Genomic DNA, 22733 nt, shown 5'->3' on the forward strand with positions numbered 1-22733 from the left:
CTGTTAAAGCGTTGCGCCAGCCCCTGCTTAGGGGGAGGCCGACGCGGAAGTAAATTCCGCGTCGTCGGACGTCGGTCGCTGACCGAAGTCGGCCGGCCGTTCGGCATCTCGGAGCCAGGTTGCCCTGGCTCCGTGCGCCCCTGGCTTAGGCCAGTTTCGCCTTCACCTCATCCGCGACGTTCTGCGGCACTTCGTCATAGTGCGAGAACTGCATCGAGTAGTTTGCGCGACCCTGCGTGAACGAGCGGAGCGAGTTCACGTAGCCGAACATGTTGGCCAGTGGCACCATTGCCTCGACCGTCTGCGCGTTGCCGCGGCTGTCGGTGCCCTGGATCTGGCCACGACGGCTGTTCATGTCGCCGATGACGTCGCCCAGATAATCCTCCGGGGTGACGACCTCGACCTTCATGACCGGCTCGAGCAACGTGATTCCCGACTTCTGTGCGACTTCGCGCATCGCGCCACGTGCACAGATTTCGAACGCCAGTGCCGACGAGTCGACGTCGTGATACGCGCCGTCATACAGCACGATCTCGAAATCGATGATCGGGAAGCCGACCAGCGAACCCGAAGCAGCGGTTTCGCGGAAGCCCTTCTCGATCGCAGGCAGATATTCCTTCGGAATGTTGCCGCCCTTGATCTCATCCTTGAACGTGATGCCCGAACCGCGCTCGCCCGGCGTGACCTTGACCTTCACGCGACCGAACTGGCCGGTACCACCCGACTGCTTCTTGTGCGTGTAGTCGACGTCGACCGGCTTCTTCAGATACTCGCGGTATGCGACCTGAGGAGCGCCGACGTTCGCCTCGACCTTGAACTCACGCTTCATGCGATCGACCAGGATCTCGAGATGGAGCTCGCCCATGCCCTTGATGATGGTCTGACCCGACTCGGGGTCCGACGACACGCGGAACGACGGATCCTCGCGGGCGAGACGATTGAGCGCGACGCCCATCTTCTCCTGGTCGGCCTTGGTCTTCGGCTCCACCGAAAGCTCGATCACGGGCTCGGGGAATTCCATCCGCTCGAGGATGATCGGTGCGTTCATCGCGCAGAGCGTGTCACCGGTCGTCGTATCCTTGAGACCCGCGAGAGCGACGATGTCGCCAGCGAAAGCCTCCTGGATGTCCTCACGGCTGTTCGCATGCATAAGCAGCATGCGGCCGACCTTTTCCTTCTTGTCCTTGACCGAGTTGGTGACCTGCGATGCGGTCTCCAGCTTGCCCGAATAGATACGGGCGAAGGTCAGCGTACCGACGAACGGATCGTTCATGATCTTGAACGCCAGTGCCGAGAACGGAACGTCGTCCGACGAAGGACGCTCGTCCGGCGTCACGCCGTCGAGCTTCAGACCCTGGATCGCGGGAACGTCGAGCGGCGAAGGCAGATAGTCGACCACGGCGTCGAGCAACGGCTGAACGCCCTTGTTCTTGAACGCCGAACCGCAAACCACCGGCACGAACGCCATGCTCAGCGTACCCTTGCGGATCAGCGCCTTGAGGTCGGCGACGCTCGGCTCGTTGCCTTCGAGATATGCCTCCATGAGGGCATCGTCCTGCTCGACGGCCATCTCGATCAGTTCGCTGCGATACTTCGCGGCCTTCTCGACCAGATCCGCGGGGATCTCGGCATATTCGAACTTCGCGCCAAGGCTCTCTTCGAGCCAGATGATCGCGCGGTTCTCGACGAGATCGACGAGGCCCTTGAATCCGCCTTCCATGCCGATCGGGAGATACAGCACGGCCGGACGGGCGCCGAGACGCTCGATGATCGAGTTCACGCAGAAGTAGAAATCGGCGCCGGTGCGGTCGAGCTTGTTGATGAAGCACATGCGCGGCACGCCGTACTTGTCGGCCTGACGCCACACGGTCTCAGACTGCGGCTCGACGCCGGCAACGCCGTCGAAGCAGGCAACCGCGCCATCGAGCACGCGGAGCGAACGCTCGACTTCGATCGTGAAGTCGACGTGGCCGGGCGTGTCGATGATGTTGATAAGGTGCTCTTCGCCCTTACCTTCTTCGGCGCGCCACTTGCAGGTGGTCGCAGCCGACGTGATCGTGATCCCGCGCTCCTGCTCCTGCTCCATCCAATCCATCGTCGCGGTGCCTTCATGCACTTCGCCGATCTTGTAGGACTTGCCGGTGTAATAGAGGATGCGCTCGGTCGTCGTCGTCTTACCGGCGTCGATGTGCGCCATGATGCCGATGTTGCGGTAACGGTCGAGCGGATGGCTGCGGGCCATGATCGTGCTTCCTTAAGGATATGGGGAGCCGAACGTGCCGGCTCCCCAATATATAGGTGTTTGCGTGACAGGCGAAAGACCGCCCGTCACACGGATAGCAATGCTAGGCTTCAAAGCCCGCTGTTACCAGCGGCAGGAAGCCCGCTGTTACCAGCGGTAGTGCGAGAATGCACGGTTGGCTTCCGCCATCCGGTGCGTATCTTCACGCTTCTTGACCGCGTTGCCACGGTTGTTGGCGGCATCCATCAGCTCACCCGACAGCCGTGCAGCCATCGTGTTCTCGCTGCGCGAACGCGCCGCACCGATCAGCCAGCGAATCGCCAGCGCCTGCGCACGCTCGGGACGAACCTCGACCGGCACCTGGTACGTTGCACCACCGACGCGGCGCGAACGAACTTCGATGCCCGGCTTTACGTTGTTCAGCGCATCGTGGAAAACGCCGATCGGATCGCGCTTGGCGCGCTGCTCGACAGTTTCGAATGCACCGTACACGATCAGCTCTGCGACGGACTTCTTGCCGTCCAGCATGACGCTGTTCATGAACTTCGACAGAACCTCATCCCCGAACTTGGGATCAGGCAGGATGACCCGCTTTTCGGGACGACGACGACGTGCCATTTTGTATTCCTTCTAAACTTCAGCCTTAGTGATCAGATACCTGACCGGCTTACTTCGGACGCTTGGCGCCGTACTTGGAACGCGACTGACGCCGGTCCTTCACACCCTGTGTATCGAGCACGCCGCGCAGGACGTGATAGCGAACACCGGGAAGATCGCGGACACGACCGCCACGGATCAGGACAACCGAATGCTCCTGAAGATTGTGACCCTCGCCCGGGATGTAGCTGATGACTTCGCGCTGGTTGGTCAGGCGAACCTTGGCCACCTTGCGCAGAGCCGAGTTCGGCTTCTTCGGGGTCGTCGTGTAGACGCGCGTGCAAACGCCACGCTTCTGCGGATTTGCTTCCATCGCAGGGACCTTCGACTTGGCCTTCTGCGGATCGCGGCCCTTGCGGACCAGCTGGTTGATCGTCGGCATTGAAGCCTTCACCTTTCAAGTGGTTACTTTGCTGGAGCCATGAGGCGCCTGAGAATACAAAAAGGACCCTCTGAAGCGCAAACGCTCCTCAGGCCCTGGAATGCATCCAGCAATGTTCAAGCATGCCCGGCGGGAAACACTCCCGAAGAACAGGCCGCGCCTATATGCGAGGACGCGGCTCGGGTCAACGGGGCGGAATCGCGAATGGCCCAGCACGGCGCACGAAGGTGCGGGATGTTCGATCGCAGCTTTGGTCGCAGTCGGTTTAACCGCGCGGAAACCATCTCCGTCGTATTCCACGCGGATGCAGCCTACCAATACTCTTCGTCTGCCGCCGGTCGCCTTGACGCTGACCTGCGCCTTGGTCGCCCATGCGGCATTGTGGCCGTTTCGAGCCAATGACATCGACGAGTATTTGATCCCGTGGCTCGAACATATCCGGTATACTGGCATGATTGACGCATTCGCGACGCCGTTCAGCAACTATACCCCACCCTATCTATATCTCCTCGCGTTTGCCTCGCCATTGGCCGCGATCTTTCCGCTGGTCACGGTGATAAAGCTGCTGTCGACCGCGGGCAGCATTGCGCTGGCGCTGGCGGTATGGCGACTCCTCAGGGCACTCGATTGCGCGCAGCCGGCGCGTGGCGCGGCGCTTGTCCTCGCTTTGCCATCGACGCTGCTCAATGCACCCCTCCTCGCGCAATGCGATGCGGTGTGGGCAGCAGCTTGCATCATGGCGGTAGCGATGGCGATCGAGCGTCGCCACGCGCCCATGCTCGCTTGGTTCGGATTGGCGATCGCGATTAAATTGCAGGCAGCGTTTCTCGGGCCTTTCGTCGTCGCCCTGCTGATCAACCGCCGGGTTTCCGCGCGGCTGTGGCTGATTGCACCCCTCGTCGTCTTATTGACACTGGTGCCGGCGTGGGCGGTAGGCTGGCCATTTGGCGACCTTGTGACGATCTATTTTCGCCAGGCCGCCTATTCCGATGTCTTGTCGTTGAACGCACCCAACGCCTGGATCATTATCCAGACTCTACCCTTGATCGGCGACCTCCCCTTGAAAGCAATGGCGATGGCAATCGCGACTGGCGCCAGCGCGAGCTATATCGCCTGGCTTGCGTCGCACCGATTGCCCGCTCGAGTGATACCGGCAGCAGCCTTGCTTGCGGTCTTACTGGTTGTCGGCGTGCTGCCCCACATGCACGAACGCTATTTCTTCCTGTGCGACATTCTTGCACTGAGCGTCGCGTTGACAAGACGAGACCGGACCGGATGGTTCATCGCCGTAGCAGTCCAAGCGGGCTCTACGCTCGCCATCCTCGCCTATATCCTGGACACGCAGGCCCTCGCCGTTCTGGGCGCGGTATCGATGATGATCGCGACATACCAAGTCGCCCTACTTCTCGGTTTTCCGTCGCGCGCCAACCTATCCGCGAAGGACGATGCTGACTCGACGCCAACATGCGCCATTATTGCATGGCCTCGATCAATGGACGCGCGACACAGGCCCTCCTAACGCCTCACCTACCCTAGCGGCGCGGCATCTCCAGCGCCGCCAACAACGCTTTCTCGAACCGCGCCGGATCCTCGACCTGTGGCGAGTGGCCCAGCCCTTCTAGCATCACGAGGTTCGCATTTGGCATCTGCTTGACCGCACGTGGCGCCACCATCGGGATCGGTTCAAGAAACTTGCGCAAGTTCGTCGGGGCCTGCGCGCGGCCGAAAGCCGTCTTGTCGAGCGTGCCGACGATCAACGTCGTGGGAGGCGTGATCCGGTAAAGTTCGTGTGCGACCGGTTGCGTCTTGATCATCTCGCTGGTTTTCGCCTGCGCGAGCGCAACGGTGTCGCGCCCTGTGCCCTGGTACATGCCCGCCTGCATCCAGACCCAGCGATCATAAGACGGCTTCCATACGCCGTGGTAATAGTTCTCGAGCTGGTACGCCTTGATCGACGCATAGCTCGACTTCTTCTCGTTCGCCCAGAGCGTGTCGACGTCGGTATAGGGCACCCCCTCCTCGCCGCGATCCTTCAGGCCGAGCGGATTGACGAGGACCAGCTTCTCGACCGAGGCCGGATAGAGGATCGCGTACCGCATCGCGAGCATACCGCCCATCGAATGCCCGACGATCGTCGCCCGCGTGATGCCGCGCGATTCGAGGAGCCGCTTGGTGAACGTCGCCAGCATCTCGAAGCTATATTGTGCCGCGCGGGGCTTGGACGATTTGCAGAAGCCGATCTGATCGGGGACGATCACCCGGTAGCCGACCTCGCTCAGCGCCCGCGCGGTGCTGCCCCAGGTCGCGCCACAAAAGTTCTTGCCGTGGAGCAGAACGACCGTGCGGCCATTCGGGCGCTGCGGCGCGATATCCATGAACGCCATCTGCGCAGGGCTGCCGACGATATCGACTTCCATCGTCTGGACCGGCCACGGATAGGTGAAGCGTTCGAGCTGCGGCCCGAGGTCGGGCACCTGCGGCACCGGCACCGGCCCCGCCCCCATCAGCAGTGCCGCGACCGGCAGCGCCAGCATCCCCAAACCTACCCGCATAAGATTACGCTTTCCTACATCCCACGATACGGCGTACGGTTAACGGGCAAACACGACCGCGCGCAACGCATCATCCTTAATGGTGACGAATTGCACGCGAGGCGCTTGCCCTGCGCGAAAACGCTGGGTAAGGGGCGCGTCCGTGTAGGAGTGTAGCTCAGTTGGTTAGAGCGTCGGTCTCCAAAACCGAAGGCCCTCGGTTCGAATCCGAGCACTCCTGCCACCCCCTTTAAATTCCGATTTCGAACGGCACCGTTTCACGCGGTGCCTTCGCACGTCCATCGCGATTGCAGAAAATGCATTTCATAATGCAATTTTCGCAATTGCTCTATGATGTGCTGCGATGCACAACGATCAGGCCTTTCAGGCATCCTCTCCTAAAAACTTTCATGGCCGGTCTCGTACCGGCCTTTTTTTTCGTCCGCGATGCGCGTACACCGTTCGTGCCGTCGTCAAGCCGAACGATAAAAAGAAACCGTGGGAGCGGAGCCGCCGGTGAAACCGGCACCGGCAAGACGATCGTGCGGGGGATCGAGTGACCCAAGCGCTCTCCCCCGCCACTTCTCTGGCCATGCGCCACGCCTTCGCCGCGCGCCACCTCTTACCCAACGCGCCACGCCTCCGGTCATGCGACCGCTCTTCTAGAACGTCGCCCCGCCCCACTCCTGCCGCGCACTTGCTTTCACCTGTGACGGCAGCTATCTGCCGCGCTTCCGACAGCGAGGACGGACCTGCCGCCGCGGCCCTTCACAGGGAGCGGCTAGTGGGTCTATGCCTCGCATCTCAGTTTCTCAATCAGCGGGTTCGAAGAACATCGTGGCGAAGACGTCCCCCCTCGAATTCATCCAGCAGGTCCGCAACGAGACCGCGAAGGTCACGTGGCCGACGCGTCGCGAGACGGTCATGACCGGCGTGATGGTGGTGATCATGACGACGATCCTCGCGCTGTTCTTCCTGGGCGTCGACTCGATCCTGCAAGCGATCGTCTCCGCCCTCCTCAAACTCGCTCAGTAAGCAAGGTTCCGTCATGGCGCGCTGGTACATCATTCACGCCTATTCGGGCTTCGAGGGCAAGGTCCGCGACTCGATCATGGCCGAGGCGACCCGGATGGGTCTCGAACAGCTCGTCGAGCAGATCGAAGTCCCGACCGAAACCACCACCGAGGCCCGTCGCGGCAAAAAGATCGCGGTCGAGCGCAAGTTCATGCCGGGCTACGTGCTCGCCAAGCTGAACATGAACGACGACGTGTATCACCTGGTGAAGAACACGCCGAAGGTCACCGGTTTCCTCGGCAGCATGGGCAAGCCGCAGGCGATCAGCGAGGCGGAAGCCACGCGGATGCTGAACAGCAAGGAAGAAGCCGCCGCTGCGCCCAAGCAGAAGGTCAAGGTCGACTACGAGATCGGCGACCAGGTCAAGGTCCTCGACGGTCCGTTCGCGACCTTCAACGGGCTTGTGGAAGAACTCGACTTCGACCGCAGCCGCGTCAAGGTTTCGGTGTCGATCTTCGGGCGTGCGACCCCGGTCGAGCTCGAGTTCGAGCAGGTCGAGCGCAGCAAGTAAGGCCAAGCCACACGCGATTAGCCAATGGGCTAATCGCGAGACGGCCCCAGCCCGGCCGACGACGCGGGATTTACTCCCGCGTCGCGCCTCGGCGAAAGCCAAGCTCTACAATTTATATCGCGCCCGCGTGTCGTCCTGATTAGAATCAGCGCTGCGGTGCTGTCGCAATGCTGGACAGGTCGGTGGTCGTGTCGATCGGCAGGCCCGCGTCTTTTCGTTCCGAATACCGGTCGACGAGCTGAGCGGTGTGAGGCCGCAGTAGAACGGTAAAGCGCACCAGCTCCTCAATCACATCCACAATCCGGTCGTAGTAGCTGGACGGTTTCATCCGGCCGGCGTCGTCAAACTCGTTGAATGCCTTGGCGACTGACGACTGGTTCGGGATCGTGACCATCCGCATCCAACGGCCGAGAACGCGGAGCGTGTTGACGCTGTTGAAGGACTGCGATCCGGCCGATACCTGCATGACAGCGAGAGTCCGGCCCTGCGTCGGTCGCATTCCGCCCATCGACAGGGGCAGGTGATCGACTTGGAGCTTCATGATGCCGGTTATCTGGCCGTGCCGCTCGGGGCTGCACCATACATGCCCCTCAGACCACATCGACAGTTCGCGCAGCTCGTGGACAGCCGGGTGATCGTCCCCAGTCACTTGATCGGGGAGCGGCAGCGTGGCGGGATCGAAAATGCGCGTCTCGCAGCCGAAGAATTGCAACAGGCGGGCGGCTTCCTCGACACACAGGCGCGAAAAGGATCGCTCCCGAAGTGATCCGTAAAGCAGCAGGATGCGCGGGGGAGGATCATCGGCCCCCAACCCGAGGGCGGGACGGTCGAGCGCATAGCGGCGATCGAGCGCGGGCAGGTGGTCAGGATCGGAGAGCGTGCGAAGCGGCATTACAGACTGAGCCTTATGGCGAGGGCGGCGAGGGTCACCAGCAGCACCGGAATCGTCAGCGTCGCGCCGACCTTGAAGTAATAGCCCCAGCCGATGCGGATGCCCTTTTGCCCGAGGACGTGCAGCCACAGCAGCGTGGCGAGCGAGCCGATCGGCGTGATCTTCGGCCCGAGGTCACAACCGATCACGTTGGCGTAGATCATCGCGTCCTTGATCGCGCCCGTGGCGTGCGTCGCGTCGATCGACAGGGCGCCCACCAAGACGGTCGGCATGTTGTTCATCACCGACGACAGCAGCGCGGCGATGATCCCGGTGCCGAACGCCGCGCCCCACACGCCGCCTTGCGCGGTGCGATCGAGCAGGCCGGCAAGGTGGTCGGTCAAGCCGGCATTTCGCAGGCCATAGACGACCAGGTACATGCCGAGCGAGAAGATCACGACCTGCCACGGCGCGCCCGCCAGCACCTTGCGGGTCTGGATAACGTGTCCGCGCGCGGCGATGATGAGCAGGAGGACCGCGCCGGTAGCGGCCACGGCGCTGACCGGCACGCCGATCGGTTCGAGCAGAAAGAAGCCGGCGAGCAGCAGGGCGAGAACGACCCAGCCCGCCTTGAACGTGGCATGATCGCGGATCGCATCACCGGGCGTGCGGAGCTGCGCCACATCGTAATTCGCCGGTATGTCACGGCGGAAGAATAGCAGCAACGCGATCAGCGTCGCGGCGATCGACGCCAGATCGACCGGCACCATCACCGAGGCATAATCGGCAAAGCCGATCCGGAAGAAGTCGGCCGACACGATGTTGACGAGGTTGGAGACGATCAGCGGCAGACTGGCGGTATCGGCAATGAATCCCGCAGCCATGACGAACGCCAGCGTCGCCTTGTCCTTGTATCCCAGCGCGCGCAGCATCGCGATGACGATCGGCGTCAGGATCAGCGCTGCGCCGTCATTGGCGAACAGCGCCGACACAGCCGCGCCGAGCAGCACGATCAGCACGAACAGCCGGCGACCATGCCCCCGGCCCCAGCGCGCGACATGGAGCGCCGCCCATTCGAAGAACCCGGCTTCATCAAGCAACAGGCTGACGATGATGATCGCGACGAACGTCGCGGTCGCGTTCCAGACGATACCCCACACCACAGGCACGTCGGAGACCGAGACGACCCCGGCGAGCAGCGCGATCGCCGCGCCGCCCACGGCGCTCCATCCGATGCCGAGGCCCTTGGGCTGCCAGATGACGAGCGCGATCGTGGCGACGAAGATGGCGAGCGCGAGCAGCATCAGGCGACGCGCTGACCCGAGGCGTCCACGACCTTTTCGCCGTCTTCCTTGGCAAACGCACCCTGTTGCGGCTCGGGCAGCAGATCGAGGACAGCTTCGGACGGTCGGCACAGCTTCACGCCGAGCGGCGAGACGACGAGCGGCCGGTTGATGAGGACCGGATGCGCCATCATTGCGTCCACCAGCGCGTCGTCGGACAGCGACGTGTCGCCCAAGCCTAGCTCCGAATAGGGCGTGCCCTTCTCACGCAGCAGATCGCGGGGCGTGATCCCGGCGCGATCGATCAGCTCGACCAGCAACGCGCGCGAGGGCGGCGTTTTCAGATATTCGACCACATGCGGCTCGATGCCGGCATTGCGGATCATCGCCAGCGTGTTGCGCGACGTGCCGCATTCGGGGTTGTGATAGATCACGATATCGACGGCCACGCTCTGGTAGGTCATCTGGGCGTCCTTTCAGCAGCAAGGGGTGAGTTCGGCCAGAAGCGGCGCGCACAGCTCGGGCGAACCGACGCAGCAATCCTTGACGAGAAACAGCGTCAGCGCGCGCAGCCCGTCCAGATCAGCGCGGTAGATGATCGACCGGCTATGCCGTTCGGAGCGCACGATGCCGGCGCGTGCGAGGATGCCGAGGTGCGCGGACATGGTGTTCTGTGGCACGTCGAGCTGACGGGAGATTTCGCCTGCCGCCATTCCGTCCGGCTCGTGGCGGACCAACAGGCGAAACACATCTAGCCGGGTACCTTGCGCCAGCGCGCCGAGCGCTATGATAGCTGATTCGTTATCCATATATCCAGCATAGACGATATTTCGATAGTGACGCTAGTTACTGCGTTCGGAGCAGCACTCAGGCGTTGCTTGTCCAGCGCAGCGGACACCCCCTTCACGACACAAACCGGCACCGCTATGCCCCCTTCCAATCCTTCAAACGCCACCCGCCAAACAGCGCGACGCTCGAATCATACGGCACCTTCGTCGGGTCGGCCTTGCTCCAGCCGGTGACCTGATCGAGCGCTGGCAGGCGTATCGGATTCGGGATCGGATACGGGTTGGTCAGCGTCGGTTCGCCGCGTTCGTTGCGGGCGGCTTCGGCGAGGTCGAAGGCTTCGCGGTCGCGGGCTTGGCGGGCTTCGTACATTGCCGACAGGCGGTAGCTGTGCGCTTCGCTCGATTCACCGCGGCGGCGCTTGATGTGGGGCGGCTCCTCCTGGAGGTGGACCATCTTGGCGTGGAGATGGAGGAGTTGCAGCGCCTGGTTCGCGGTCATCGGCGGAATCGGCGGGGGATCGTTGTGGCGCCACTCATCATGGTCATGCGCGCCAGGCAGGGAGCCGGCGAGCAGCGCGGACTCGACCTGTTCGTAGCCGGCCTCCAGCGCGAGGCGCATCTCGCGGGCGAAGGCGGGGCTGGCTTTGCGGCGGGCGTAGAAAGCGGAATGGCTGAAGCCGGCGGCGGCGGCCGAGAGGCGGATGTTGGCGGTGGCGGAGAGCGCTGTGAGGAAGGCTTGCTCGGCGGCGTGGTCGAGGCGGTTGGCGGGCGGGCGGCGGAGCTGGAGGCGGCCGTTGGCGGTTCTTGTCGTGGTGGGGGTTCCGGTTGGGAGGTCGGCGTTCTTGGCACTCCCCTCCCCCGACCCCTCCCGTAGGCGGGAGGGGAGATTTAGGGCGGCGGAGGCGAACGCTAGGGCGGCGTCCCATTTTGCGGCGAAGGCGGGGTGGGCGGCGCGGCGCTTGGTGAAGGTGGAGCGGTTGTAGCCGAGCGCGCGGGCGGCTTCGCGCGCGTTGCCGGTGCGGCGGAGCGCGGCGAGGAACGCGGCGTTCTGTGCGGCCTGGCGGCGGGTGAACTGGCCGGGGGTGGACGGGCGTGGCATCCCACGGGGGTCTGCCTCGAAATCCTACATTGCAAGCGCGTCGGAGCGTCGGGCGCCGAGTGGCTCGAGAGCGGTTGGAGAATGGCGCGGGCGATGTAGGCCATCGTTCGCAGGATTGGGCGAGGTGGCCATGGTTCGGGGCGAAGCCGGTGGTCGTGGGGTGTGGTGGTGCACTGTGCTGATGCTGGAGAGCGGGCCTATGCCAGACGGTTGTGCGTAGCAGGCGGTGATCCAGACGCGCGACTGGCTGGTGCATGTCACGTACCGCATGCCGGGTGCGCATCCGGCATGCGGTGATCGATCCGGTGCGGCTGCGGTGACGCTTTCAAATCCTCCCCCGCCTGAGGAAGGTGGCTGGCGCTTGCCGGACGGCGGGGGCGGTCGGCGAAACCTTTGTTCCGTGCCCTCCCCCTCCGTCACCTTCGGTGCCACCTCCCCCTGGCGGGGGAGGATCAAGGCCTGCGCTTAGAAGCCGACGCTGATCGTGCCGAACACCTGGCGGGGGGCGACCGGGAACTGGTTGAAGGTCCCGCTCGCCGCGCCGATGCTGAGCGTCGAGGCGGCGCGCTTGTTGGTGATGTTCGTTACGTTGAGGCTGACCGTCGCGGTCTTGACGATCTGCCCTTCCGACAGCGGCACGCGCGCGGCGATCCGGCCGGACAGCGTGAAGTACGACGCGACCGACAGGTCGTTGGTGTAGGTCGCGAACCGCTTGCCGATGTAGTCGCCGACCAGCTGCGCGTCGAAGATCCCGTAATTGGCCGAGGCGACGAACTTGTTGAGCCAGTCGGGGCTGCCCGGCACCTTCTTGCCCGCGGTGGCGACCGTCGTCGTGCCGCTGATGTAGTCCGCCTCGTAGCGCGAGTTGTTGTACGACAGCGCGTCGTAGAACGAGAAATGCGGGCCGAAGCGCAGCGTGCCGGCGATGTCGATGCCGTCGGTCTTCACCGCGCCGACATTCTGCAGGATTGCCGCGCCGCTGACCACCGCGGTGACGACCGGCGTCGGGCTGATGCCGAGCAGGCGGTTGCTGAAGTCGACGTGATAGACGCTGACCTGGCCCTCGAACGCGGTGATCGGGCCGAGGTTCAGCGCGTGATGCGAGCGGATGCCGCCCTCGTAGGTCCAGCTGGTCTCGGGCTCGACGTCCTGCTTGAACAGGTCGAACGCGGCCTGGCTGCCGAGTGCGAAGGGCGACAGGCCGGCGGCGGCGCTGGTCTGGAACTGGCGGATGTTCTTCTGGACGTTGACGAACACCTGTTCGTTGTCGCTGGCATCCCACAGCGCGCCGAGCTGCGGCAGGAAGTATTTGTGCGTGTCGATCTTGCCGACCGGCAGCGCGACCGAGCCGGTGAACGAGCCCGGGATCGGCTGCGTCGGGACGGTCTGCGACGCGTTCTGGAACGTGCTCTTGACGCCGCCCTGGATCGTCAGGCTTGGCAGCACCTTCCAGCTGTCCTGGATGTGCGCCTGATATTCGTCGACGCGGACTTCGCTGTGATATTGCGTGATCAGCGGGGTCAGATTGTCGCGCGGGCGCTGGTAGGGCGTGGTCGGATCGTTGACCGGGAACGGATACCAGCGGCGATAGGCGGACGAGCTTTGATGCTCGTACCAGGCGCCGAACTCGATGTGATGCGCGCCGAGATCGATGCCGACCGTGGAGACGAGACCACCGCGGGCGATGCGGTATTCGGTGGTGCGCGTCGCGAGGCCCGAGCCACCGAACACGGTCGTCAGGTTCTGGCCGGGGTAGTAGAACGAGAACAGCTTGGGCAGGCCGGCGACATCGATCGGGCCGCCGATGATGCCGACGCCGTCATTGTGATGATAATAGGCCTGGTTCGAGAAGGTGACGCGGTCGCTGACGTTCCAGTCGTATTTGATATAGCCGAGATAATCGGTGCGCGCGGCGACGCCGTAATAGTTGCGGTAGTTCGACCCGTCGGCCTTGTACGCGCCCGAGTTCAGATAGTTGAGCATGCCCTGGAAATTGGGGAACATGAACGGGCGGACGTACGGCGCGGTCCCTTGCGTCGCGGTGGTGATGACGGTCGAGTCCTCGTTCGGCTCGGTCTTGTCCGAATAGGCCGCGTAGACCGTCAGCTTGCCGTTCGAATCGTCATGGACGAACTTCGCGTTGGCCTGATAGCCGCCCTGGATACCGTCGAAGTCCCACGCCTTCGCCTTCTGGCGCGAGCCCGAGATGTAGAAGCTGTTGCCGTTGCCGAAGGTCCCGCTGTCGACGCGCGCGAACAGCCGCGAGGTCGAGTGGCTGCCGAGCGTCTGGTCGACCTGGACGCCCATGTCCTTGCGCGGGTCGCTCGAGAAGGTGTCGATCGTCCCGCCGAGGTTGCTGGTCGACGCGGTGCCGAGATCGCCCGCGCCGCTGGCCAGCGTGACGCGCGAGACGTTCTCCGAGATGATCGCACGCTGCGGCGACAGGCCGTTGTAATTGCCGTAATTCTGGTCGCCGAGCGGCAGGCCGTCGAGCGTGTAGCCGAGCTGTTGCGCGTTGAAGCCGTGGACGAACAGCGAGATGTTCTGCTCGTTGTTGCCCCATGGATCGGCGGTCAGGAAGGTGACGCCGGGCAGTGTCTGGAGCGCCTTCAGCGGGCTGACGCCGGGAAGGATCTTCTGCATGTCGACACCGCTGATCTGTGCGACCGAGCGGGTGGCGGTGCCGGTGACGACGATGGTGTCGTCCTGGCCCGCGGGCGTGGTCGCCTGCTCGGGTTCCGGCGCCGGTGTTGGAACGCTCGAGCCCGGCTCGGCATCCTTGGCGACCAATGACTGCGCATAGGCGGGCGACACGCCGAATACGGCAACACCGACAGCGCCGCACAACAGCCGTGCGGCGGTACGAGAAAACATCGTCATTCTTGAAAACCCCTAGCGAGATCGATCGATCGTCACTCCCGAGGCGCCACCTATGGCCGCGTCGCGACAGTCAGGTGACGGTTTCGCTACAGATTTAATTTGGGAGACGGGTGTGGGGATCGGGTGTCACTCTGCCGGATCTGTTCACGCAAAGGCCCGAAGAGCAGAAGATTCGGGGTTCGCGCGGAGGCGCGGAGACGCGGAGGAGAAGTAAGGTAGGGCAGGTGTTGCCGCTTTGCGGGTTTTGGGGTATGCGCGCCGGCTTCCACCTTCACTGTTGGAATTGCGGGAGGTTGCCGACAAGGTAGCCGCCATCACCGCTAGACTCACCGGGCGAGGCGCTGTTGCGCTCAAAGCCCAATATAAGAGAGTGACATGGCTAAAAAGATTACCGGATACATCAAGCTGCAGGTCCCTGCAGGCGAGGCAAAGCCCGCGCCGCCGATCGGGCCTGCGCTGGGTCAGCGCGGCGTGAACATCATGGAGTTCTGCAAGGCGTTCAACGCCGGCACGAGCGAACTGAAGAAGGGCATGCCGATCCCGACCGTCATCACGGTCTATGCGGATCGCTCGTTCTCGTTCGAGACCAAGACCCCGCCAGCATCGTACCTGATCAAGGAGGCCGCTGGTCTCAAGTCGGGTTCGAAGGAGCCGGGCAAGGTCGTCGCCGGCACGATCAAGCGCTCGCAGCTGAGCGAGATCGCCACGACGAAGATGAAGGACCTCAACGCCAACGATATCGACGCTGCGACGAAGATCATCGAAGGCAGCGCCCGCGCAATGGGCCTCGAAGTGGTGGAGGGCTGAGATCATGGCTAAGCTGAGCAAGAAGCAGAAGGCCGTCACGGTCGACCTCGTCAAGCTGCACGGCATCGACGAGGCCATCGGTCTCGCACGGTCGGGCGCCACGTCGAAGTTCGACGAGACGATCGAAGTCGCGCTGAACCTGGGCGTCGATCCGCGTCACGCAGACCAGATGGTCCGCGGCGTGGTGACGCTGCCCAAGGGCACCGGCAAGACCGTCCGCGTCGGCGTGTTCGCCCGCGGCGCGAAGGCTGAAGAAGCCCTCGCAGCAGGCGCAGACGTCGTCGGCGCCGAAGATCTGATGGAAATCATCCAGGGTGGCACGATCGATTTCGATCGCTGCATCGCGACCCCGGACATGATGGGCATCGTCGGTCGCCTCGGTAAGGTGCTGGGTCCGAAGGGCCTGATGCCGAACCCGAAGCTCGGCACGGTGACGATGAACGTCGCCGCCGCGGTTCAGGCAGCCAAGGGCGGCCAGATCGAATACCGCGTCGAGAAGGCCGGCATCATCCACTCGGGCATCGGCAAGGCGTCGTTCCCGGCGGAAGACCTGCGCGCGAACTTCGACGCACTGGTCGACGCGGTGGTCAAGGCCAAGCCGACTGGCGCCAAGGGCAAGTACGTCCAGAAGGTCGCGATCTCGTCGACCATGGGTGCAGGCATCAAGGTCGATACGACCGAGGTTGCTGGCGCCTGAGCCGCACGTGGCTAGCGCAAGCTAGCCACGAGACGGCGAAAGCGCGGCCGGCGCGGGTAACCGCGACCGACGGGGACGGGATTTACTCCCGTCCTGCCGCTGAGAGTTGAGAAGGGCCGGGAGCGATCCCGGCCCTTTTTGCGTGTCCGGTCGAGCGGAATTCAATCCTCCCCCGCCAGGGGAGGTGGCACCGAAGGTGACGGAGGGGGAGGACACGCAACAGCGGATGTCGCCTTCCGCCCCCTCCGTCTGGCAAGCGCCAGCCACCTCCCCCTGGCGGGGGAGGATCGTGAGGTGGCGTGACGGTCGGGGTTGGAGCGAACGCCCCCTACCCTTACTCGGCCAGCGCGCGCCTGGCGTCGAGCGTGGTTGCGAACACCGAGACATACTGGGTCACCCGCGCCTCTTCCGCATCGACCGCAAATGCCGCCACCATGTCGGGCGCGACGATGCGGCCTTCGACGATGTTGACGAGCATGCGTGCGAGATCGAACGCGCTGCCGGGCTGGAAGGTGATGCCTACCTCGCCCGCGACCTTCTCCGCCATGCCGCCGATCGCACTGCACAGGATCGGGCGGCCCGCGACCAGCGCCTCCTGGATCACGACGGGGGAATTCTCCCACCAGATCGAGGGCACGACGATCCAGTCATACTGGCGCATCAACGCGACGACGTCGGTGTTGGCGTAGCGACCCTTGTTCGCGACCACATCGGCGTTCGCGTCGAGCAACGCGTCGATCTTGGTCCGGAAATCGCCGCCCTGGATATCGAGATTGGCGCCATGGATGCCGACCGACAGCGACGGGCGGAGCGGCTTCGGAATCTGCGACACCGCCTCGAGCAGCACGTCGAGGCCCTTGTAGGGATTGATCTGCCCGAAGAAGCCGATCCGCGTCACACCATCGTTCGATCGTCCAGGATCGGCCGCTGCCCCTTGCGCGATCAGATCGGGTGACAGCGGGTTGTCGATCACCGTGATGCGCGCGCGATCGAGGCCCCAGTCGACGAAGCGGTCGGCGAGAAACGCACTGGGCGAGACGAACCGCGCGACGGGCGCGAGCCGCTGGAGGATCATCGCCTTGCGGAGATAGAATTCGCCGGCGCTGTGATGCGGGAAGCAGGCCGAGCACGCGACGGGGGATTCGTCGCGACAGAGCCGGCCGTCGGTCTTGATCATCTGCCCGTCATTGTGACAGATCAGCAGGAACTCGTGCAGCGTCAGCACGACCGGGACGCGCGCGCGGGCGAGCAGTTCGACGACGTCGAGGCTCCAGTAAGCGAGGTGCTCGATATGGACGATGTCGGGTTGGAACCGCTCGAGCAGTTGTCCGACCATCGCCTCCAGCACGGTGAAATGCGTGCTCTCGAGCGAGAAATGCTCCTGGCCCGGCGGATCCGCGAGAATCTCGGTCGGGCTCGCGCCGAATGCGCCGAACGACGCATCGTGACCGATCGCGCTTCGCGGCGCGCGTGCGACCAGTACCGGGGCAATGTCGTCGCGACCGAGCAGCCGCGCATAGAGGGCATGCGCCGCCTGCTCACCGCCGCCGGTCGAGAAGGCCGGATGGCCATGCGCTAGGATCAGGACCCGCATAGTCACGCCGCCAGTTCCTGCTGCCAGCGCGTGTTGAAGCGGATGCAGTTGAGATAGGTGATCGCGCTGCGCAATGCCTCGCCGCCGCTGAGGACGAGCGATTGACGTTCGAGATGCCGCATCCCGCCGCTCCGGACCAGACCGATCGGGCGACCGCCTGCGACCGAGCGCATGCACAGATCGGCATCCTCGAAATCGCCGCGGACATAGCCCGGATCGAACCCGCCCAGCGTCTCGTACCAGTCGCGTGCGATCATCATCATCGCCCCGGTGACCGCTGGCACCGCGATCGTCACGGGCTTACCCGGATCGACGGGCACGGGAGGCAGTCCCTTGCCCGGATGCTCAGCGGCGAACAGGTCGTGGACATGGCGGCCCCTGCGCAGGACCATACCGTCATGTTGCAGCGTATCGTCCTCGTACAGCAGCCGAAATCCGACGATCCCGAACCGACCCTGATCCAGATCGGCGGCCGCCACCGTCAGCGCTTGCCCGTCCTCGATCCACACATCGGAGTTCTGGAACAGCAGTAGCGGCGCGCGTGAAACGCCAACCCCGATCGCGTTCGCGACCGAAAATCCGTAATTGCCGCCGTTGATCACCAGGGTCGTGGGCCGGTCGATCAGGCTGCGTCGATCCTGCAAATAGTTGCGGACGAACAGGTGCTGGCGCGGATCGTCGCTGACGTAGATGAACTCGGTGCCTGCGGGATACGCGGACTGGTTGGCGAGGATCGCGCGCAGCAGGAACGGCCGAGCGTATAGCGGGATGATGACCGACAGCCGTGGCGGCTCCGACACTTCGTACAGCCGTATCACCTCGTGCGTGACGGCATGGGCAGACCGCGCGGTCAGCAACGGTCCGGCATGGCGCAACATCGTCGCCGGTGCGGGCAGCGCGGTGCCCCCGAAATAGGTCGCAAAATTGTGCAGCGCGTTCTCCACGCTGTCCACCCGATCGTCGCGCAGCGCGAGCGCACCGAGCGGCGTCGCCGTGCCGCCGCGATCGGCCAGCACGAACAGCCGTCGCGTCGCACGATCGACCAAGGGCATCGTCGTCAGGAACCCGTGGTGTGTCGTCTCGACCACGCTCCCGCGGCGTTGCATCGCCTCGGCGACATCGGGCCTGTCGAAAATTGCCAGGTCGGCCGAGACCCGCACGGCATCAAGCGTGTCGGTCAGGATCACGACCTGTCGGGCTCCCGCATTCTCGATCCAGCCGCTGAGGATCAGTCCGTTGCCGACCGGTGCCCAGCTATCCAGGAAGACGTGCGCGGTTTCGACCGCGGTACCGCCATTCACCCCCCATCGCACCGCGCGCGCGATCTCCGGCGCAAACAGCCCGTGGTCGACGATCAGCTCGATCGGCCAGCGCTGGTCGGCCGCCACACCGTCCGGCCCCACCACCAGCTTCGCCACGGCGAACGGCTGGCTATGGACCGTATTGCCGGCAGCGCCGAGCACCGTCAGCGTGAGGCGCGACTCGAACAGGTCCAGCCCGGCAAACAGCTCGATCGCGACGCCGATCACATAGCCGACGTCGATCGATTGACGGCCATACATCGCGGCGACGTCGGCGCGGTCGAACCTTACGCAGCATTCGACCGCCGCCTCGCCGACGCGACCGTCCGCCGTCTCCAGGCGGATCGCGACCGGATCGCCATCCGCCACCGTCCATCCGGCAAGAACGAGTTTTCCGGCGACCACGACGCCGGAATCGATGAACATACTCTCCACGGTCATAGGACGGATTGCCTCTTCGTGGTGCGGGTGATGAGCGGGTCGGGCTCGCGATCGACGGCTGGTCACCCTGCGGCGCCCACCGATACCGAGGCCTTACTCTCCCCGCGTGCCCGATCAGGCCGGTGAGACGGTTGCCGGAACGGGCAGCAACGTTGCCGTACCATAGCCGGGGCGGAAGGACGTGCAAGGGTGTGATCCTTACCGTATTGGGCAACGTGGATTGACTGCATCGGCAATGGTTGCCAAGGCAACTACATGGATTTTTATACGACAGAGGCGTTCGGTCCGGATTGCTCGCTGGGCTTCCTCGCGCGGCGTATCAATCAAGGAGTGCAGGGTGCGCTCGAGCCGCTGTTCGCCGTTGCGGGACCAAGCGTGACGCAATGGTCGGCAATGGTCTCGATCTGGTTCGGCCGCGCGAACACTTGCGCGGATCTGGCGCGCGATCTGGCCCACGATCGGGGTGCGACAACCCGGCTGGTCGATACGCTGGAGCAGCAGGGTTGGGTCACCCGCACACGAGCGACCGACGATCGTCGCGTCGTGAATTTGATGCTCACCCCGGAAGGGACGGCCGTGACGCTGGACTGTCGCGATCGGGCGGTAGCCTATTGGAACCGCGTGTTGGTGGACTGGGATCGCAGCGAGGTCGAAACGATGATTGGACTGATGCAGAAACTGCGCGGCACGCTCGAGTCCGCGGCGATCGAGGACCGAGAAGCATGACCCGAACGAGGCTGTTGCTGGCCACCACGCTGGCAGGATCGCTGGCGGCATCACTGGCGGGATGTGCGATCCCGGAGTCGCAAACCGCGGTGGCGCCGCTTGCCGGGCCGTCGCTTGGGCTGTCGGACGCGGCCGCGAACACCGCTGCACCGGTCATCGCCGCCGATTGGTGGCGCGGGTTCGGCGACCGCCAACTCGACCGGCTGGTGACCGATGCGGTGGCGGGCAATCCGTCGCTCGATGCCGCTCTCGCACGAGTCGCGCAGGCGCAGGCGGTGTTGTCGACCAACCGCGCGGAGAACGGCCCGAACGTGACGCTCGATGCGCAGGAACAATATGCGCGGCTGAGTGGGCGCTACACGATCCCGCCGCCCTATGCGGGGTCGACGCGGTTCGTCGGGACCGTCGCGGCGAACCTGTCGTGGAACCTCGATCTGTTCGGGCGGCAGAAGGCTGCGATCGTTGGTGCACGTGCGTCGGTAAGAGCGGCGGCGCTTGACGTCGCGGCGGCGCGGCTGGCGCTGTCGGGGGCGGTGGTGCAGGCCTATATCGACCTCGAACGCGCCGAGGCGCAGGCGGGGATCGCGACGCGGACGATCGCGACGCGCGAGAACACGCTGCGGCTGGTCAACGTGCGGATCCGCAACAAGCTCGGCAGCAAGCTGGATGCGCAGGCGGCGACGACGTTGCTGGCGCAGGCGCGACAGGCTTTGGTGCGCGCGCAGGCGGCGCAGGTGCTCGCGAAGAACGCTCTGGCGGCGCTGGCGGGACGCGGGGTGGACTATCCGGCGACGATCGGTGCGACCGCGTTGAAGCTCGATGCGGTATTGCCGTTGCCGGCGTCGGTACCCGCCGATCTGCTCGTACGGCGGGCCGATATCGCGGCGGCGCAGGCGCGGATCGAGGCGGCGGCGGCGGGACGTCAGGTGGCACGGCGCGCCTTTTATCCGAACGTGAATCTGGCGGCGATGGCAGGGTTCCAGGCGATCGGGCTTGGCAATCTGGTGTCGCTCGATGCCGGGACGGTCGGCGTCGGGCCGGCGATCCACCTGCCGATCTTCGATAGCGGCCGGTTGAAGGCGGATCTGGCGGGAGCGACCGCGGCGCTCGATCTGGCGACGGCGGACTATAACGACCGCGTGATCGGTGCGGTGCGCGAGGCGGCGGATGCGGTCGCGCGGATCGGGGCACTGGATGCCGACCGACAGCGACAACGCGAGGTGGTGCGCGGCTATGCCGAGACCGGGCGGCTGAACGCGATCCGCGTGTCGAGCGGACTCGATAGCCGGCTCGATCTGGTCGACAACGACGTGCGGTTGCTCGCCGCCGAACAGGCCGATGCCGATCTTGCCGCCAATTCTGCGCAACACCGCGTCCAGCTGGTGCTGGCGCTGGGTGGTGGTTTCGATTTTCAGGGTGTGACACGATGACCGATACGCAGACTTCCCCCGCTGCCGAGCCTGTTGCGCCTGCGGGCAATCCGCAGCGTCGCAAGCGTGCGCTGACGATCCTCGGCGTGGTCGTGCTGATCGGCGCGATCGTGTGGGCGGTGTTCCATTTCCTGCTCGCCGCGCCCGAGCAGGAGACCGACGACGCGTATGTCGCGGGCGACGTCGTCTCGATCACCGCGCGCGATCCGGGACAGGTGACCGCGATCCATGCCGACAATACGCAGGTGGTTAAGGCGGGCCAGCCGCTGATCGATCTTGATGCGGCGACCGCGGATGTCGGTGTCGCCTCGGCCGAGGCGGAATTGGCGCGGGCGGTGCGGTCGACCCGGTCGGATTTTTCGAAGGTGAACGAGACCGGAGCCGCGGTCGTGCAGGCGGAAGCCGAGCTGGCGCGGGCGCGAAACGACCTCGCGCGGCGGCGTGGCGCGGCGGCCGAGGGCGCGATCTCGGGTGAGGAACTGAGCCATGCGGCGGATCAGGTGAAGGTGGCGAGCGCGACGCTGCAACTCGCGCGTAGCCAGCAGGCGCAGTCGCGTAGCGGCGTTGCCGGCACCACCGTGTCGAACAACCCGGCGGTGATGGCGGCGATCGCGGCCTATCGCCGCGCGGCGATCACGCGGAGCCACATGCACGTGGTCGCGCCGATCGACGGGGTAGTGGCGCAGCGGACCGTGCAGCTCGGGCAGCAGGTGTCGGCGGGGATGCCGTTGATGGCGGTGGTGCCGCTCGACCGGGTGTGGGTCGATGCGAACTTCCGCGAGACGCAGTTGCGCGACTTGCGCATCGGCCAGCCGGCGACGGTGACCGCGGATATGTATGGCGACGATCTGGTCTATCATGGCCACGTCGTCGGGCTGGGCGCGGGCAGCGGCAACGCATTCGCGCTGCTCCCCCCGCAGAATGCCAGCGGCAACTGGATCAAGATCACCCAGCGCGTGCCGGTGCGGATCGCGCTCGACAAGGGCGAGCTGCGGCGCAACCCGTTGCGCGTGGGGCTGTCGGTGAACGCGATCGTCGCGACGGCGGACAAGTCGGGGACGATGGTCGGGCGGCCTGCCGTGGCGGCGTATAAGGGGCTGGCGACGGGCGCGGGCGATGCTGCGGTCGAGGCGAAGATCCGGCAGATCATTGCGGCGAACCGGTGATGATCGGGCGTGATCAGGGTGTGGGGTGCCGGACTGAACTCGGTCTGCCCTTCCTTGTTCTCCCGCGAAGGCGGGAGCCCAGACTGGGCTCCCGCCTTCGCGGGAGAACAAGAAGCGGGCGGTTCGCTGTGTTGGGGGCCCTACCCCGGCGTTGCAAACCACCCCGGCGGAGGCCGGGGCCCAATTGGCAAGGTGGTCGTAACGGAGAACCGTCCTTCATCAGCAGCGTTCCCCAATTGGGCCCCGGCCTTCG

The 22733-nt window shown here is 64.7% G+C and carries 21 protein-coding genes and 1 tRNA gene; 10 read left to right on the forward strand and 12 right to left on the reverse strand.

What is annotated here, in order from left to right:
- Positions 1-145: 145 nt before the first annotated feature.
- The 3 genes from fusA to rpsL all read right to left on the reverse strand — a co-directional run bounded on the left by fusA (position 146) and on the right by rpsL (position 3281).
- On the reverse strand, positions 146-2242 hold the full coding sequence (fusA, locus tag U1763_RS05880; protein ID WP_093396859.1) for an elongation factor G: 2097 nt from the start codon (positions 2240-2242) through the stop codon (positions 146-148).
- 147 nt (positions 2243-2389) lie between these two features.
- Positions 2390-2860 carry a 30S ribosomal protein S7 gene (rpsG, locus tag U1763_RS05885; protein WP_055872660.1) on the reverse strand — a complete coding sequence of 157 codons (471 nt, stop codon included), beginning with the start codon at positions 2858-2860 and terminating at the stop codon, positions 2390-2392.
- Between the two features lie 49 nt (positions 2861-2909).
- On the reverse strand, positions 2910-3281 hold the full coding sequence (rpsL, locus tag U1763_RS05890) for a 30S ribosomal protein S12 (RefSeq protein WP_010164594.1): 372 nt from the start codon (positions 3279-3281) through the stop codon (positions 2910-2912).
- A 304-nt stretch (positions 3282-3585) separates the two neighbouring features.
- Between rpsL and U1763_RS05895 the strand changes: the two genes are divergently transcribed.
- Positions 3586-4800, forward strand: a complete 1215-nt coding sequence (locus U1763_RS05895; protein ID WP_332754504.1) for a putative hexosyltransferase — start codon at positions 3586-3588, stop codon at positions 4798-4800.
- A 13-nt stretch (positions 4801-4813) separates the two neighbouring features.
- Here the strand turns inward: U1763_RS05895 and U1763_RS05900 are convergent, their stop codons facing one another.
- Complete coding sequence (locus tag U1763_RS05900; RefSeq protein ID WP_332754505.1) at positions 4814-5833, reverse strand: alpha/beta fold hydrolase; 1020 nt, start codon at positions 5831-5833, stop codon at positions 4814-4816.
- 146 nt (positions 5834-5979) lie between these two features.
- Between U1763_RS05900 and U1763_RS05905 the strand changes: the two genes are divergently transcribed.
- From U1763_RS05905 to nusG, 4 genes are all read left to right on the forward strand, one after another.
- Positions 5980-6056, forward strand: a tRNA-Trp gene (locus tag U1763_RS05905).
- A 166-nt stretch (positions 6057-6222) separates the two neighbouring features.
- The gene (locus tag U1763_RS05910) at positions 6223-6372 is read left to right on the forward strand and encodes a hypothetical protein (RefSeq protein ID WP_332754506.1); all 150 of its coding nucleotides are present in this window, start codon (positions 6223-6225) and stop codon (positions 6370-6372) included.
- 277 nt (positions 6373-6649) lie between these two features.
- On the forward strand, positions 6650-6847 hold the full coding sequence (gene secE / locus U1763_RS05915) for a preprotein translocase subunit SecE (RefSeq protein WP_056047594.1): 198 nt from the start codon (positions 6650-6652) through the stop codon (positions 6845-6847).
- 13 nt (positions 6848-6860) lie between these two features.
- On the forward strand, positions 6861-7397 hold the full coding sequence (gene nusG / locus U1763_RS05920) for a transcription termination/antitermination protein NusG (RefSeq protein ID WP_055872668.1): 537 nt from the start codon (positions 6861-6863) through the stop codon (positions 7395-7397).
- 145 nt (positions 7398-7542) lie between these two features.
- Here the strand turns inward: nusG and arsH are convergent, their stop codons facing one another.
- From arsH to U1763_RS05950, 6 genes are all read right to left on the reverse strand, one after another.
- Positions 7543-8289 (reverse strand): arsenical resistance protein ArsH, encoded by a 747-nt coding sequence (arsH, locus tag U1763_RS05925; protein ID WP_132898066.1) that lies wholly within the window; start codon positions 8287-8289, stop codon positions 7543-7545.
- Positions 8289-9572 (reverse strand): arsenic transporter, encoded by a 1284-nt coding sequence (locus U1763_RS05930; RefSeq protein WP_332754507.1) that lies wholly within the window; start codon positions 9570-9572, stop codon positions 8289-8291. Before U1763_RS05930 ends, arsH begins: the two co-directional genes overlap by 1 nt.
- Positions 9572-10015: an arsenate reductase (glutaredoxin) gene (gene arsC / locus U1763_RS05935; RefSeq protein ID WP_132898068.1), complete on the reverse strand. Its 444-nt coding sequence runs from the start codon at positions 10013-10015 to the stop codon at positions 9572-9574. Before arsC ends, U1763_RS05930 begins: the two co-directional genes overlap by 1 nt.
- Before the next feature lie 12 nt (positions 10016-10027).
- On the reverse strand, positions 10028-10360 hold the full coding sequence (locus U1763_RS05940) for an ArsR/SmtB family transcription factor (protein WP_132898069.1): 333 nt from the start codon (positions 10358-10360) through the stop codon (positions 10028-10030).
- A 115-nt stretch (positions 10361-10475) separates the two neighbouring features.
- Positions 10476-11438, reverse strand: a complete 963-nt coding sequence (locus U1763_RS05945; protein WP_332754508.1) for a hypothetical protein — start codon at positions 11436-11438, stop codon at positions 10476-10478.
- A 465-nt stretch (positions 11439-11903) separates the two neighbouring features.
- Positions 11904-14318, reverse strand: a complete 2415-nt coding sequence (locus U1763_RS05950) for a TonB-dependent receptor (protein ID WP_332754509.1) — start codon at positions 14316-14318, stop codon at positions 11904-11906.
- A gap of 375 nt (positions 14319-14693) precedes the next feature.
- Here U1763_RS05950 and rplK point away from each other — a divergent pair, with 375 nt between their 5' ends.
- Both rplK and rplA read left to right on the forward strand, forming a co-directional pair.
- The gene (rplK, locus tag U1763_RS05955) at positions 14694-15125 is read left to right on the forward strand and encodes a 50S ribosomal protein L11 (RefSeq protein ID WP_056047586.1); all 432 of its coding nucleotides are present in this window, start codon (positions 14694-14696) and stop codon (positions 15123-15125) included.
- A gap of 4 nt (positions 15126-15129) precedes the next feature.
- The gene (rplA, locus tag U1763_RS05960) at positions 15130-15822 is read left to right on the forward strand and encodes a 50S ribosomal protein L1 (protein ID WP_056047582.1); all 693 of its coding nucleotides are present in this window, start codon (positions 15130-15132) and stop codon (positions 15820-15822) included.
- A gap of 334 nt (positions 15823-16156) precedes the next feature.
- Here rplA and U1763_RS05965 read toward each other — a convergent pair whose 3' ends face one another.
- Both U1763_RS05965 and U1763_RS05970 read right to left on the reverse strand, forming a co-directional pair.
- Positions 16157-17416 carry a glycosyltransferase family 4 protein gene (locus U1763_RS05965; RefSeq protein WP_332754961.1) on the reverse strand — a complete coding sequence of 420 codons (1260 nt, stop codon included), beginning with the start codon at positions 17414-17416 and terminating at the stop codon, positions 16157-16159.
- A gap of 2 nt (positions 17417-17418) precedes the next feature.
- Complete coding sequence (locus tag U1763_RS05970; protein ID WP_332754510.1) at positions 17419-19143, reverse strand: glycosyltransferase; 1725 nt, start codon at positions 19141-19143, stop codon at positions 17419-17421.
- Between the two features lie 270 nt (positions 19144-19413).
- Between U1763_RS05970 and U1763_RS05975 the strand changes: the two genes are divergently transcribed.
- Genes U1763_RS05975 through U1763_RS05985 form a run of 3 tightly spaced genes read left to right on the forward strand, consistent with a single transcriptional unit; the run spans position 19414 to position 22480 of the window.
- Positions 19414-19884: a MarR family winged helix-turn-helix transcriptional regulator gene (locus U1763_RS05975; RefSeq protein WP_332754511.1), complete on the forward strand. Its 471-nt coding sequence runs from the start codon at positions 19414-19416 to the stop codon at positions 19882-19884.
- Positions 19881-21314: an efflux transporter outer membrane subunit gene (locus U1763_RS05980; RefSeq protein WP_332754512.1), complete on the forward strand. Its 1434-nt coding sequence runs from the start codon at positions 19881-19883 to the stop codon at positions 21312-21314. The genes U1763_RS05975 and U1763_RS05980 overlap by 4 nt, the downstream gene beginning before the upstream one ends.
- Complete coding sequence (locus tag U1763_RS05985) at positions 21311-22480, forward strand: HlyD family secretion protein (protein WP_332754513.1); 1170 nt, start codon at positions 21311-21313, stop codon at positions 22478-22480. Before U1763_RS05980 ends, U1763_RS05985 begins: the two co-directional genes overlap by 4 nt.
- Positions 22481-22733 lie beyond the last annotated feature (253 nt).

The sequence above is a fragment of the Sphingomonas sorbitolis genome, assembly GCF_036663875.1.
In the GTDB taxonomy this organism is placed as follows: Bacteria; Pseudomonadota; Alphaproteobacteria; order Sphingomonadales; family Sphingomonadaceae; genus Sphingomonas.